The organism is uncultured Arthrobacter sp. (assembly GCF_947495145.1).
Lineage (GTDB): Bacteria > Actinomycetota > Actinomycetes > Actinomycetales > Micrococcaceae > Arthrobacter_D.
This window is the reverse complement of sequence record NZ_CANLXP010000001.1, coordinates 1-13,258: the sequence shown is the minus strand read 5'-3', so window position 1 is coordinate 13,258 and position 13,258 is coordinate 1. Positions and strand designations below refer to the sequence as shown.

At 63.7% G+C, this 13,258-nt stretch carries 13 protein-coding genes; 8 read left to right on the top strand and 5 right to left on the bottom strand.

Features of this window, described 5'->3' with window-relative positions; translation table 11 throughout:
• Window positions 1–7 precede the first annotated feature (7 nt).
• Together Q0877_RS00065 and Q0877_RS00060 are read right to left on the bottom strand one after the other, a co-directional pair.
• Entirely contained in the window at window positions 8–895 is an 888-nt protein-coding gene (locus Q0877_RS00065; RefSeq protein WP_204535418.1) for a ParA family protein, read from the bottom strand.
• Between the two features lie 231 nt (window positions 896–1,126).
• On the bottom strand, window positions 1,127–2,545 hold the full coding sequence (locus Q0877_RS00060) for a cation:dicarboxylate symporter family transporter (RefSeq protein ID WP_299165244.1): 1,419 nt from the start codon (window positions 2,543–2,545) through the stop codon (window positions 1,127–1,129).
• A gap of 177 nt (window positions 2,546–2,722) precedes the next feature.
• On the opposite strand from Q0877_RS00060, the gene Q0877_RS00055 reads away from it, so the two are divergent.
• Window positions 2,723–4,366, top strand: a complete 1,644-nt coding sequence (locus Q0877_RS00055) for a sensor histidine kinase (RefSeq protein WP_299164938.1) — start codon at window positions 2,723–2,725, stop codon at window positions 4,364–4,366.
• Window positions 4,359–5,075, top strand: coding sequence for a response regulator (locus Q0877_RS00050; protein WP_299164937.1), 717 nt, complete (start codon window positions 4,359–4,361; stop codon window positions 5,073–5,075). Before Q0877_RS00055 ends, Q0877_RS00050 begins: the two co-directional genes overlap by 8 nt.
• Window positions 5,076–5,081: 6 nt before the next feature.
• Here Q0877_RS00050 and Q0877_RS00045 read toward each other — a convergent pair whose 3' ends face one another.
• Window positions 5,082–6,077 (bottom strand): sigma-70 family RNA polymerase sigma factor, encoded by a 996-nt coding sequence (locus Q0877_RS00045; protein WP_299164936.1) that lies wholly within the window; start codon window positions 6,075–6,077, stop codon window positions 5,082–5,084.
• Between the two features lie 159 nt (window positions 6,078–6,236).
• Here Q0877_RS00045 and Q0877_RS00040 point away from each other — a divergent pair, with 159 nt between their 5' ends.
• The 6 genes from Q0877_RS00040 (at window position 6,237) to Q0877_RS00015 (ending at window position 11,922) form a co-directional block, all read left to right on the top strand.
• Window positions 6,237–6,674 (top strand): VOC family protein, encoded by a 438-nt coding sequence (locus tag Q0877_RS00040; protein ID WP_299164935.1) that lies wholly within the window; start codon window positions 6,237–6,239, stop codon window positions 6,672–6,674.
• Window positions 6,675–6,827: 153 nt separating this feature from the next.
• Window positions 6,828–7,505, top strand: a complete 678-nt coding sequence (locus tag Q0877_RS00035; protein WP_299164934.1) for a GntR family transcriptional regulator — start codon at window positions 6,828–6,830, stop codon at window positions 7,503–7,505.
• Window positions 7,498–9,015: an MmgE/PrpD family protein gene (locus Q0877_RS00030; RefSeq protein WP_299164933.1), complete on the top strand. Its 1,518-nt coding sequence runs from the start codon at window positions 7,498–7,500 to the stop codon at window positions 9,013–9,015. Before Q0877_RS00035 ends, Q0877_RS00030 begins: the two co-directional genes overlap by 8 nt.
• Window positions 9,016–9,921: a methylisocitrate lyase gene (gene prpB, locus Q0877_RS00025; RefSeq protein ID WP_299164932.1), complete on the top strand. Its 906-nt coding sequence runs from the start codon at window positions 9,016–9,018 to the stop codon at window positions 9,919–9,921. It abuts the gene before it with no gap.
• Window positions 9,922–9,986: 65 nt separating this feature from the next.
• Window positions 9,987–11,126, top strand: a complete 1,140-nt coding sequence (locus Q0877_RS00020; RefSeq protein ID WP_299164930.1) for a bifunctional 2-methylcitrate synthase/citrate synthase — start codon at window positions 9,987–9,989, stop codon at window positions 11,124–11,126.
• 76 nt (window positions 11,127–11,202) lie between these two features.
• A complete protein-coding gene (locus Q0877_RS00015) occupies window positions 11,203–11,922 on the top strand; it encodes an alpha/beta fold hydrolase (RefSeq protein ID WP_299164929.1) in 720 nt (239 codons plus the stop codon).
• On the opposite strand, the gene Q0877_RS00010 is transcribed toward Q0877_RS00015, so the two are convergent.
• Window positions 11,919–12,395 carry an 8-oxo-dGTP diphosphatase gene (locus tag Q0877_RS00010; protein ID WP_299164928.1) on the bottom strand — a complete coding sequence of 159 codons (477 nt, stop codon included), beginning with the start codon at window positions 12,393–12,395 and terminating at the stop codon, window positions 11,919–11,921. The two genes, Q0877_RS00015 and Q0877_RS00010, sit on opposite strands and share 4 nt — an antisense overlap.
• An 11-nt stretch (window positions 12,396–12,406) precedes the next feature.
• A complete protein-coding gene (locus Q0877_RS00005; RefSeq protein ID WP_299164927.1) occupies window positions 12,407–13,150 on the bottom strand; it encodes a hypothetical protein in 744 nt (247 codons plus the stop codon).
• Window positions 13,151–13,258: the final 108 nt, after the last annotated feature.

The following is a 13,258-nucleotide window of genomic DNA, read 5'->3' as shown; positions in this document are numbered from 1 at the left end:
ATGCCTGCTAGGGCGCGCCGCCGCGGGAGATAAGTTCCCGGGCGAGGTTGCGGTAGGCATCCGCTCCGGAGTGGTTGCCGGCGTAGGTGGTGATGGGCTCAGCCGCGACAGTGGCGTCAGCGAATTTGATGGTGCGCTTGATGACTGTCTCGAAGACCTTGTCGCCGAAGGCTTCGACGAGGCGGGCGATGACTTCGCGGCTGTGGAGGGTCCGCGCGTCATACATGGTCGCCAGCACGCCGTCCACCTGCAGGCGCGGATTGAGGCGGTCCTGCACTTTCTCAATGGTTTCGACCAGGAGCGCAACAGCCCGGAGCGCGAAGAACTCGCAGATCAGCGGAATGATCACGCCGTGCGCGGCGGTCAGCGCGTTGACTGTCAGCAGACCAAGCGAGGGCTGGCAGTCGATGAGGATGACGTCGTAGTTGTCCTCGACCTTGCGAAGGGCGCGGTCCAGCACCTGCTCACGGGCCACCTCGTTGACCAGCTGCACCTCAGCCGCCGAAAGGTCGATGTTGGCGGGCAGGAGGTCGATATTCTCGACGCCGGTGTGCTGGATGGCGTCCTCGATATTGACTTTGCGGTCCATCAGGACGTTGTAGACGGTGACGTCGAGCTCGTGGGGATTGGTTCCGAGGCCCGCTGAAAGTGCGCCCTGCGGATCGAAGTCAACGAGGAGGACGCGGCGGCCGGCTTCGGCGAGCGCGGCACCCAGGTTGATGGTGGACGTGGTCTTGCCTACGCCGCCCTTCTGGTTCACCATGGCGATGACGCGTGCCGGCCCGTGGGAGGCCAGCACCGGCGGTTCGGGAAACTCCGTGACCGGGCGTCCGGTGGGGCCGATCTCTGAGTCGGTTGCGTCCTTCAGAGTTGTGGAACCCTGTTCGCTACTCACGTATCTATCCACGCTTCCGTCTAGTGCTTGTCCAGTAACAAGTTACTGCTCGCTTGCTTCCCAACGTTACAACCGCTGCCCTGTTGATCAGTGGAAATACCCGGTAGCCGGACCGCGAGCCTTTAGTCTCAACCTGAGCTTCAACGTTGACTCCCCCGGGCGTTGAAATGGCAAGACACGCCCCTTTTGATGGTGCATAAGGGGCGTGTCCTGCCAACTCAACGTGGGGAATCAGCGGGTGGCGCCGACCCTTTCCTCTTCGCGGCCGGTGATGTGGGCTTCGGCGATGTCGGTCTTGGTCTCTGCGCCGTCCTCGGCGGTGTCTGCTTTGGCATCCTCGAAGTGACCGGCGGTCATGGTCGACTCATCAAAGGGCAGTCGACCGGCAAGCACCTCGTCCACCTGGCCCCGCTCGATTTCCTTGGTCCAGGTGCCGATCAGCACGGTGGCGACGGCGTTGCCGGTGAAGTTGGTCAGCGCACGTGCTTCGGACATGAATCGGTCGATGCCGACGATGAGGCCGACGCCGTCCACCAGGTCGGGGCGGTGCGACTGCAGGCCGCCGGCCAGGGTGGCCAGGCCTGCGCCGGTGACACCGGCAGCGCCCTTGGACGCGATGATCATGAAGATCAGCAGCGAGATCTGCTCACCGAGCGCCAGCGGAGTGCCGAGGGCGGACGCGACGAAGAGCGATGCCATGGTCAGGTAGATCGCGGTGCCGTCGAGGTTGAACGAGTAACCGGTGGGAACCGTGACGCCGACAACCGGCTTGGAGACACCCAGGTGCTCCATCTTCGCGATCAAACGGGGCAGGGCTGCCTCGGAGGACGAGGTCGAGAAGATCAGCAGGTATTCGCGGCCCAGGTACTTCATCAGCTTGAAGATGTTGATGCCGGTGACGATCTTAAGAAGCCCACCAAGGATCACGACGATGAAGACGATGCAGGTGACGTAGAACGCGGCCATCAGGGTGAACATGCTCACGATCGCCTGAACGCCGGTCTCACCGACGACGGCGGCGATAGCACCGAACGCTCCCACCGGAGCCAGCCACATGATCATGATGAGGATGCGGAAGACGAGCGCCTGGATGTGGCCGATGCCGCGGAGGATCGGCTTGCCTGCGGTTCCCATCTTCTGGAGGGCGAAGCCGACCAGCAGGGCGACGAACAGGGTCTGGAGGATGCTGGTGCCGGTCAGCGAGGACAGCAGTGTGTCCGGGATGATGCCGAGCAGGAAGTCAACGGTGCCTTCGGATTTCTCGCTGTCAGCCTCATAGGTTGCACCGGAGATGTCGAGTCCGGAACCGGGCTTGACGATGTTTCCCACGACCAGGCCGATGCCCAGCGCGAACGTGGACATGAGCATGAAGTACCCGAGCGCCAGCCCTCCGACCTTGCCTACCGTGGCGGCCTTCGCGATGGAACCGATGCCGAGCACGATGGTGCAGAAAATGATCGGGGCGATCATCATCTTGATCAGCCCGATGAACGCAGTGCCGAGCGGCTTGAGGGACTTGGCCACCTCCGGCGCAAGGAGACCCAGGACAGCGCCGACGATGACGGCGGCGATGACCGCAATGTAGAGGAAGTGGGTCCTGTCCACTCTCTTGCGGGGCTTGTCGACCGAAGCGGCAGACTGTGCAGGCATCTTCGCCATGCTGTTTACTCCTTATGCTGGTAGGCGGCCCAATGGCGGGTTCCTATCCATCGTGGGCGTTACAGTGATGTCGGTCACCATTGCGTTCATACTGTTCGCCGGTTCGGGCAGGAAAGTAATACCGCTGAAGAACAGGACGTTGCCATAGGCGAAAGGAGCGCGGGACGAGTGAGGAATTGGAGTCTGGCACGCCAGTTCTTCGTCGGCCAGCTGGTTTTCGTCCTCGCGCTGACCTCCACCATCTCCTGGGTGCTCTATCTGGATGCCGAGGACAACACCTTCGACTCCGCTTCCCAGCGCATGCTCGCGGTCGCCACGACTTTCGCGAACGATCCCTATGTCCTTGAAGCAGTCCAGTCGCCCGACCCCACCGCACTGCTGCAGCCCTATGCGGCGGAAGTGATGGATGAGCTCGGGGTCGATTTCGTGACGATCATGGACACCGACCGCACGCGGTATACGCATCGGAACACCAGCGAGATCGGTGGCCAGTACATCGGCTCAACTGAGCGCGCCCTCGCCGGGGAACCGCACGTGGAGGTGTTCACCGGGACGCTGGGGCCGTCGGTACGTGCAATCGTGCCGGTGTTTACAGCGGACGACGACGTTACAGCCCTGGTCTCGGCCGGCGTCACCGTTGATACGGTATCCATTGCCCGCAATGCGCAGCTGCCGCTCGTCTGGCTCATCGCTGCCGGTGCACTTACGGCAGGCACGATTGTTTCCCTGGTGCTGAGCCGCCACCTCCGCCGGGCGACACTCGGCCTGGGCACGGAGGAGCTCTCCCGGATGTTCGTGTTCTACGACTCGGTGCTGCACTCTGTGCGTGACGGTCTTGTGCTGACCAACCTCCGGGGCGACCTTGTGCTGTACAACGACCAGGCAGCAGCGCTGCTCAATCTCCCGCCGTCGGCGCCGGGCGAGCCGAAGCCGGCTTCCGACGTCGGTCTCTCCCCCTCCGTCAGGGAGCTGTTGGCAGGCGGCCGCCGGGCAGTCGACGAGATCCATGTCACGGATGATCGCGTACTGGTGGTCAATCAGGAGCCAGCCATACCGGCGTCGGGCACCAAAGCCTTGGGCACGGTAACCACGATCCGCGACCACACGGAACTCGAGGCACTCTCGGATGAAGTCCAGACCATGCGTACGCTGACCGAAGCGCTGCGGGCACAGACGCACGAGCATGCTAACCGGCTGCACACAATCGTGTCCCTGATCGAACTCGACCGCCGCTCCGAAGCGCTTGAATTCGCAACCCGTGACCTCCAGCAGTCGCAGCAACTCACCGATGAGGTAGTGGCGGCCATCGATGAACCGTTCATTACGGCGCTCCTGATCGGTAAGGCGGCGCAGGCCCATGAACGCGGGCTGCACCTGCAGATCGATGTAGCCGGCACTCTCGAGACCCGCGGTATGGATCCGAGGGATCTCGTCACGATCATCGGGAACCTGCTGGACAACGCGTTCGACGCCGCTGTCCCCTCTGCGGATCGACACGTCGGTCTGTCCATTCACCCGGCGAGCGACAACGGCGACGCCGTTGTCATCGAGGTCAGCGACAGCGGACCAGGGCTGAGCGACACACAGCTTGGCAGTGTCTTCACCCTGGGCACCAGCTCAAAGGGCGCAGCAGGCACCCGCGGCCTCGGGCTGGCACTGGTCCGTCAGGCAGTGCACCGCCTTGGCGGCACCATCGCCGTCGCCAACGACGGCGGCGCGCGCTTCACCGTACGCCTCCCGGCAGGTCCGTCCTCACCGGAAGACGCGCACATTGACGGCCTGCGAGCGCACGGGGAGACCTTCCGTGGCTGATGAATCGGGCAACCGGCCCATCCGGGTACTGGTGGTGGAGGATGACCCCATCGCCGCCGAAGCGCACGCGCTGTATGTGAAGCGCCTCGACGGGTTCGAACTCGCCGGCATTGCCGGCACCGGATCCGATGCGCTCTCCATACTGCGCCGGCAGTCGGATTCAGGAGGCGGCGTCGTCGATCTGGTATTGCTCGACATGAACCTGCCCGACCTGCACGGCCTGGACATCATCCGCAGGATCCGCGGTTCGGGCAGCAGCGTGGACATCATTGCCATTACGGCGGTCCGGGAACTGGGTGTGGTCCGCTCCGCGATCTCGTCCGGCATTGTGCAGTACCTGATCAAGCCGTTCACCTACTCGGCGTTCAGCGAGAAGATGAACAACTACCGGCATTTTCGTGAAAACCTGCATGCGCAGGCCTCCTCCACAACCCAATCGGAGGTGGACAACGCTTTCGCTGCCCTTCGTCCGCCTTCGCAGGGTAGTTTGCCGAAGGGTCTGTCCGAGGAGACACTTCGCGCCGTCGTTTCGTTCCTGTCTGCCGCACCGGCACCGGTCTCGGCGGTGGAGGTTGCGTCTTCGCTGGAACTGTCCCGGGTCACCGCACGGCGGTACCTGGAGCACCTCGCGGACAGCGGCTCAGCCCGCCGGATGCCCCGCTATGGCACGCGCGGTCGGCCTGAGCTCGAGTACACCTGGAACCGTTAACGGGACTTACCGTTCGTCAACCCTGTCCGGGAGACCGAAGGCGTTGAAGAGCTCCGGGTAGAGGAAGTTGTGATGCCCTACGATGCGGCCATCCCGAGTTTCGATGACCTGGATGGCGAACGGCTCCCATACCCCGGGCGCCACCGAGTGGTACGCGCCGAAGCCGGCTGTTCCGTTCACCATCACCGGGATAAGGCGGCTGTCCTTGCACACGATCCCCTGGCCCAGAAACCACGCCGCGCAGTTGTCCGGGCCGGTTAGCCAGAGGTTGAACGGCGGCATCGAGAGGACAACGTCCTGGCGCAGCAGCGAGACCAGCCGGTCGATGTTGTAGCTTTCGAACGCTTCGACGTACTGCTCAAGAAGAGCGGTATGCCTGCTGTCCATGGTGGACATGAGCGCCGGTTCCCTACGTGCGGCAAGCGTCTTCCGCGCCCGCTGCAGCGCGCTGTTCACAGCTGCCACGGTCTGTTCCAGCAGCGCGGCGGCTTCGCTCGCCTTCCACGCGAGCACTTCGCAGAGGATGAGGACGGAGCGCTGCAGAGGCGGCAAGTGCTGCAGAGCCGCCACGAAGGCAAGCCGAATGGATTCCCTCGCGAGCGCGACGTCGGCAGGGTCTGCGGTGAGGTCGATGACCTTGCTATCCGCGATGGGTTGCACAAACGCGTTCTCGGGAAGCGGCGCCCCGAGTACTGCTTCGGAGGTCGGCGTCGCCGGCCCCAGTTCCATCGGCCGCGCACGCCGCTGCGGGCTGCGGAGCATGTCGATGCAGACGTTGTGCGCGATCTTGTACAGCCAGGTCCGGGCTGAGGACCGTCTGTTGAAGTCCCGGCGGCCGTTCCAGGCCTTGATCATTGTTTCCTGGACCGCATCCTCCGCTTCGGATCCGGAACCCAGCATTCGGTAGCAGTAGCCGGTCAGCTCCCGTCGGTACGCTTCGAGACCCTGCGCCGTCACCTCGTTGGACTGGTCCGTCCGTTCCGTTTCCATTGCGGAGTGCATGGCACAAAAGCGTACCGGCGGCCCGGTTGGTTGCGGCGCCAAGTTAGCCGAAAATTTTCACCATCTTTCCTTTGGAACCGATGATTCTCGGGCAGTTGCCACGTCTACTGGGTATGCGAGCATTTCCTGCCGCTGAAAACCCGCTAGAAGGAGAGCACCGTGACCAGCGTCTTCATCAACCTTCCCGTCAAGGACCTGCAAAAGTCCAAGGATTTCTACACCAGCTTTGGATGGACCCTGAACCCGGCGTTCAGCGACGACAACGCCGGCTCGATCGTCATCAGCGACACGATTTACGTCATGCTGCTGACCCACGATCACTACAAGCAGTTCACTGACAAGCAGATCGCCGACACCTCGACCACGTCGGCGGTTCTGAACGCGATCAGCGTGGACTCGCCCGAGGAGATTGACCAGCTCGTCGACCAGGCGCTGGCCGCCGGAGCCACCGAGGGTAACCCGCAGGACTACGGCTTCATGCGGTCCCGTACCTTCTCGGATCCGGACGGTCACTCGTGGGAGGTGCTTTGGATGGACCCGATTGCCGAGACCGGCGATTGGGCTGCGGTGCAGGAGAAGTACCCGCAGCAGGCCTGAGCGAGCCACATCCGAAATGACGACGGGGGCACCTGGCCAGGTACCGCCGTCGTCGTTGTTTGTATACAGAAGACGCTCCAAGGAGCCGGAACATTGCCCGAAGGTCCGGTTCTGTATACATTGGGATGGTGCGAAAAGCGAGGGAGCAGGCGGATGCGGGCAAGTGACCGCGCCTATCAGGCTTTGCGCGCTGACATCATCGAATGGCGGTTGGGGCCGGGCACGGTACTCGGTGAAGTCGAACAGTCAGCCCGGCTCGGTATCTCCCGAACACCCCTGCGCGAAGCCCTTTCACGGTTGACCGCTGAAGGGCTGACGGCCCCGCAGCCCGGGCGCGGCGTCATCGTCAGTGAGGTGACGCTCGAGAAGATCACCGGATTGTTCGATGTGCGCATCTCGCTCGACTGCACGGCTGCCGCCCTCGCTGCGGCGCATCCGGACCAGCGGACCTTCCAGCAATTGACCCGCCGTTTTGAATCGGCGTCCTCGCTGATTCGGGAGTCCGACGGCTGCCAACACGAGTACTACGAACTGGTCGCCGAACTGGACGCAGCAATCGACGAAGCCGCCGCGAACCCATACCTCCTTCAAGCCCAGCGGCAGTTGCGCACGCACCTGAGCCGGGTGCGCCGGTTGGCCCAGGATGACGTGGCGCGCCTGACGGCATCGGCCGCCGAGCATGCGCAGATAGCCCGGTCCATCGCGCAGGCCAACGCTGACCTGGCCGTTGCGTCCACCAAGGTTCACCTTCACAACAGCCTGCAGTACCTGTTGGCTGCCCGAGCAAACAGCAACGCGAGAATTACCCGAGAGGAAGTACCCAATGGTTGAACTACACCCCGTCCGAGTGCACCGCAGCGAGGAAAACCTGCCTCGAACCGGTCAGCTCGCGTGGAAAATCGCCGAGGTGGCCGCCGATCCCGTCGGAGTCGACGGTGACGTGACCGACATGGTGATCAACCGCATCATCGACAACGCCTCGGTTGCCGTCGCGTCCCTTTCCCGCGCGCCCATCGTGGCCGCCCGTGCCCAGGCGCTGAGCCACCCCGTCTCAGTCAACGGACGCGGTGCAACGATCTTCGGGATCGACGGAAAATCCTCGCCCGAGTGGGCCGCCTGGGCCAACGGAGTCGCCGTCCGCGAGCTGGATTATCACGACACCTTCCTCGCCGCCGACTACTCCCATCCAGGAGACAACATCCCGCCGATTCTCGCCGTCGCGCAGCACACAGGGGCAACAGGCGCTGACCTGCTGCGCGGCATCGCCACCGGATACGAGATCCAGGTGGACCTGGTGAAGGCTATCTGCCTGCACAAGCACAAGATCGACCACGTTGCACACCTCGGTCCGTCCGCAGCCGCCGGGATCGGCACCCTGCTCAGCCTCGATGTCGAGACGATCTTCCAGGCGATAGGGCAGGCGCTGCATACGACGACGGCAACCCGCCAGTCACGCAAGGGTGAGATCTCGACGTGGAAGGCACACGCACCGGCCTTCGCTGGCAAGATGGCCGTCGAAGCCGTGGACCGGGCTATGCGGGGACAGACCTCCCCCACGCCGATCTACGAGGGTGAGGACGGCGTGATCGCGTGGATGCTCGACGGCCCGGACGCGAGGTACGAAGTACCGCTGCCGCACGCTGATGAGCCGAAGCGCGCCATCCTGGACACGTACACCAAGGAGCACTCGGCCGAGTACCAGGCGCAGGCGTGGATCGATCTGGCGCGCCGACTGCATGGCGCCCACCCTGAAGTAACCGATCCTGGGAAGGTTGAGTCCGTCCGGATCCACACCTCGCACCACACGCATTACGTGATCGGCTCGGGTGCGAATGACCCGCAGAAGTACGATCCAACGGCGTCCCGTGAGACGCTCGACCACTCGATCCCGTACATTTTCACCGTCGCACTGCAGGACGGGCGCTGGCACCACGTCGACTCCTATACGCCGGAACGCGCTTCGCGCGCCGACACCGTTCAGCTCTGGCACAAAGTCACCACGGTTGAGGACGCCGAATGGACGCGCCGCTATCACTCCCTGGACATCAACGAGAAGGCGTTCGGCGGTCGAGTAGAAATCACCCTCACCGACGGAACCGTCATTACGGATGAGATTGCCGTCGCTGACGCCCACCCATTGGGAGCGCGCCCGTTCGCCCGCGAGCAGTACATCGGCAAGTTGCGCACCTTGGCTGCTGGCGTAGTGGAGGACGCAGAGGTGGACCGGTTCCTCGATGCCGTCCAGCGGCTCCCTCACCTCGCCTCGGGCGAGCTTGACCAGCTGAACCTGGCTGCCGCCGTCGGCGTCCTTTCCGCAGAAGCACCGAAGGGGCTGTTCTAGATGTTGTATTCGGCCATCACACCCGAAAAGAAGCGCGAGGCACTTCGCGCAGGCTTGGCCTCAGGCCGCATCCAACAGTTCCCGGGGGCGTTCAATCCGCTGTCTGCCCGCCTGATCGAAGACAAGGCGTTCGACGGCGTCTATATCTCCGGAGCTGTCCTCGCCAACGACCTCGGGTTGCCCGATATCGGGCTCACAACACTGACCGAAGTTGCCACGCGCGCCGGCCAGATAGCCCGCATGACGGATTTACCGGCGCTGGTTGACGCCGACACGGGCTTCGGTGAACCCATGAACGTCGCGAGGACGGTCCAGGAGCTCGAAAACGCAGGCTTGGCCGGCTGCCACATAGAAGATCAATTCAACCCGAAACGCTGCGGTCATCTCGACGGCAAGAACGTGGTTGACACGGACACTGCCACCAAACGCATCCGGGCAGCTGCCGATGCACGACGGGACCGGAATTTTCTGATCATGGCGAGGACGGACATCCGCGGTACGGACTCCCTCGATGCCGCCCAGGACCGGGCGAAAGCGCTGGTCGACGCCGGTGCGGACGCCATTTTCCCGGAAGCCATGAGGGACCTGTCGGAGTTCGATGCCATCCGCAAGGCCGTCGGGGTGCCGATCCTGGCGAACATGACCGAGTTCGGGAAGAGCGAGCTTTTCTCCATCGCCGACCTCGAATCCGTCGGCGTCAACATGGTGATCTACCCCGTAACGCTGCTGCGTAGTGCGATGGGGGCGGCGGAGCGTACGCTGGAAACGATCAAGGCCGACGGCACCCAACAGGGCGCCGTTACATCCATGCAGACGCGCGCGCGACTTTATGAGCTGGTCGACTACGAAGCGTATAACCAGTTCGACACCTCAGTGTTCAACTTCCGGGTGCCCGGCGAACACTGAACCGATCCCGGCACCCGGCCCGAAACGGCACCCGACGAACCACCACCGACGAAGGAGTCAAAGGCATGACCGAACCTCAGATCTACAAGGGCCTCGCCGGCGTCACCGCAGACACCACCGCAATCTCGAAGGTCAACCCCGACACCAACTCGCTGCTCTACCGCGGCTACCCTGTCCAGGAGCTGGCTGCTGCAGTGGGTTTCGAGGACGTTGCCTGGCTGTTGTGGCACGGCGAGCTCCCCACCGAGTCGGAGGCACGTGAATTCCGCACGCGCGAACGCTCGTCCCGCGCCCTCGCAGCCAATGTGAAGGCAGCGATCGACCTGCTGCCGCTCAGCTGCCACCCGATGGATGTCGGCCGCACCGCTGTCTCGGTCATCGGCGCAAACCACCCGAAAGCCGGGGATTCGTCACCGGAAGCCGAGCTTGAGAAAGCGGTGGAGCTGTTCGCTGCCTTCCCCGCCGTCGTCGCGTATGACCAGCGGCGCCGCCGCGGGCTGGAACCGGTAGAACCCCGGAATGATCTGGACTACTCGGCCAACTTCCTGTGGATGACTTTCGGTGAGGAGGCCGCGCCGGAGGTGGTGGAGGCCTTCAATACCTCGATGATCCTGTACGCAGAACACTCCTTCAACGCCTCGACCTTCACCGCGCGCGTCATCACCTCCACGCTGGCTGACCTGCACTCCGCGGTCACCGGAGCAATCGGAGCGCTCAAGGGTCCGCTGCACGGCGGTGCAAACGAGGCCGTCATGCATACCTTCGAGGAGATCGGCATCCGCGAAGAGGAGACCGCCGAGGAGGCAACGGCGCGTGCCAGGGCGTGGATGAATGATGCCCTCGCCCAAAAGAAGAAGATCATGGGCTTCGGGCACCGCGTCTACAAGAACGGTGACTCACGGGTGCCCACCATGAAAGCGGCCCTCGATGGCATGATCAAGCATTACGGACGGCCGGAAATCCTCGGGCTGTACGAGGGGCTTGAGACGGCCATGCAGGAGGCCAAGGGAATCAAGCCGAACCTCGACTACCCGGGCGGTCCCGTCTACCACCTCATGGGCTTCGACACCGAGATGTTCACCCCGCTCTTCATCGCCGCTCGTATCACCGGCTGGACTGCACACATAATGGAGCAGCGTGCGGCAAACTCGCTGATCCGGCCGCTGGCCGCGTACAACGGCCCGGAGGAACGCCACCTCTCCTGAGCCGCGGACCGAATCTGTCCTGAATGTCCGTTTCAACCGTTCACCCGAAACCGATGAACGGGTAGGGTTCCGAGGCATGGACATCATCCTGGTTCCCGGTTTTTGGTTGGATGCTTCGTCGTGGTCCGAGGTCACACCGCCGCTCAGCGCTGCCGGCCACCGCGTCCATCCGTTGACTCTTCCCGGATTGGAAGGTGCGGATGCACCGCGGGCCGGCATCGGTCTGCAAACCCACATTGACGCCGTCGTCTCTGTAGTGGATGGTCTGGCTGATCCGGTGGTGCTTGTGGGGCACTCCGGCGGCGGTGCAATCATCCACGGCGTGGCCGACGCCCGCCCGGATCGTGTTGCGCGGGCTATCTATGTGGACAGCGGCCCCCTCGGCGAAGGCGGCGTGATCAACGACGAGCTTCCCGCGGAAGGTGACGGGATACCGCTGCCGCCGTGGGAGATGTTCGATGAGGAGGATCTCGTCGATCTGGACGATGACCTGCGGGCTGACTTCCGTCGGCGGGCCATCCCTCAGCCGCGCGGTGTCGCCGCTGATCCTCAAGAGCTTGGCAACGAGCAGCGCTACGACGTGCCGGCCACCGTCATCGCGTGTGAGTTCCCGTCGGCCCAGTTGCAGGAGTGGGTTGCCCAGGGCCATCCGTACGTGGCGGAGCTCAGCCGGATGAGAGACGTGGAGTACGTCGATCTACCAACCGGGCACTGGCCGCAGTTCACACGGCCCCAAGAGCTCGCCGAAGTGATTCTGGCTGCCGTGGACGGCCCACGGCGGGCTGTAGTGGGCTAGGCGAAGTCCGCAGTCCGCACGGTCTCGTTGTCGGTATTGAGGGTGACGGTCACGTCCAGCGGCTGGCTGCGAAGCACGTGACCGAGCCAGTGCCTGGCGTCGTCCCACATCCCGTCCCAGGGCACCTGCTCCACTGGATACCAGCAGGGGTCGATCTCATCCGTGACGGCCGGTTCGCCATGAAAGCGGTCGGTGGAGAAGACAATCGCGTCCATATCAAGCACGGGCTTCACCGGGAAACGCCACCGCACCGGGCCCAGTTCCACAAGGTCCCCGACGTCAACCAGCATGCCTGATTCTTCCCGGACTTCACGTGCAGCAGCTTCTCCTGCGGATTCTCCCGGTTCGATGCCGCCGCCGAGGGCAACAATCCGGCCCGTACCGAAACCGGAGCGCTTCATGCCGAGCAGCACTTCGCGGCCGGCGGGAGTTTGCCGGAACAGAAAGCAGAGAGCAACACGGCGTGGGGTCATAGGACTCAACTTTAGTTGCGCTGCGTAGCCGGCGTCGTCTCGGCCGCGGTCGCGCCGTGCGGATCGGTGCGCCGCCGGTCGTCCTCGCGAAGGAAGAATGCGCCCAGCGAACCCGCCAGGGTAGCGAAGACGCCGATCGAGTAGATTGCGAGCACAACCTGCATGACGCGGGCGAAGCCGGTCTGTGGCGTGATACCGCTGCCGGTGATGGTGGCCATCGCAGTTTCGAAGAGAGCCTGGCCATAGCTGGTATGGGTTCCGGTCGCATAAAACAGCTGGCTCGTCGCGAGAATAACGACGGCGGTCACCGCCGCCATCCAGCCAATGCGGCTGGAGAGCAGCCGACCTGCCGACCGCGATCCCCGGATACCGGCAGAGAGGATTCCGCCCACCCGCGCCACTCGTGTCAGACGCAGAAGACGTACCGCCTGCAGCGCGCGGAAGAACCGGAGGAACGGCACGAGCAGGAAGATCACCTGCCACCAGTTCTTCTTCCAGAACGCCTTGCTGCACCCAGCGATGTAGGCACGCAGAAGGAACTCGGCGACAAACACCGCCCAGAAGACCCAGCCGGCGATGCTGAGGGCAAGGACCAGTGTCGGGTTGGTTGCCAGGAGCTGGCCCAGGACCACGAAGAGGAAGACCAGTCCGAGCACGCCCATCGGCCGGTCGAGTCGGCGGGCGAGCAGTTCGGCGGCGCTGAGGCCGTCCTCTGCAGTGGGCGGTTCGGAGGAGGATGGCTTGGAGTCGGTCACCTCGCCAATCTTTCCACGCCGTGATGGTGAAGTGAACCGCACCGGGTTTGATGGAGACATCGATTACCCGGAGGATGATTTCATGGCAGCACAGCGGAAGTACCCGAT

What these genes read in the sequence shown, in the direction of transcription:
- Q0877_RS00060 (WP_299165244.1), bottom strand. Translation starts at nt 2,545, where the DNA reads ATGCCTGCACAGTCTGCCGCTTCGGTCGACAAGCCCCGCAAGAGAGTG.
- Q0877_RS00045 (WP_299164936.1), bottom strand. Translation starts at nt 6,077, where the DNA reads ATGCACTCCGCAATGGAAACGGAACGGACGGACCAGTCCAACGAGGTG.
- Q0877_RS00035 (WP_299164934.1), top strand. Translation starts at nt 6,828, where the DNA reads ATGCGGGCAAGTGACCGCGCCTATCAGGCTTTGCGCGCTGACATCATC.
- Q0877_RS00030 (WP_299164933.1), top strand. Translation starts at nt 7,498, where the DNA reads ATGGTTGAACTACACCCCGTCCGAGTGCACCGCAGCGAGGAAAACCTG.
- prpB (WP_299164932.1), top strand. Translation starts at nt 9,016, where the DNA reads ATGTTGTATTCGGCCATCACACCCGAAAAGAAGCGCGAGGCACTTCGC.
- Q0877_RS00020 (WP_299164930.1), top strand. Translation starts at nt 9,987, where the DNA reads ATGACCGAACCTCAGATCTACAAGGGCCTCGCCGGCGTCACCGCAGAC.
- Q0877_RS00015 (WP_299164929.1), top strand. Translation starts at nt 11,203, where the DNA reads ATGGACATCATCCTGGTTCCCGGTTTTTGGTTGGATGCTTCGTCGTGG.
- Q0877_RS00010 (WP_299164928.1), bottom strand. Translation starts at nt 12,395, where the DNA reads ATGACCCCACGCCGTGTTGCTCTCTGCTTTCTGTTCCGGCAAACTCCC.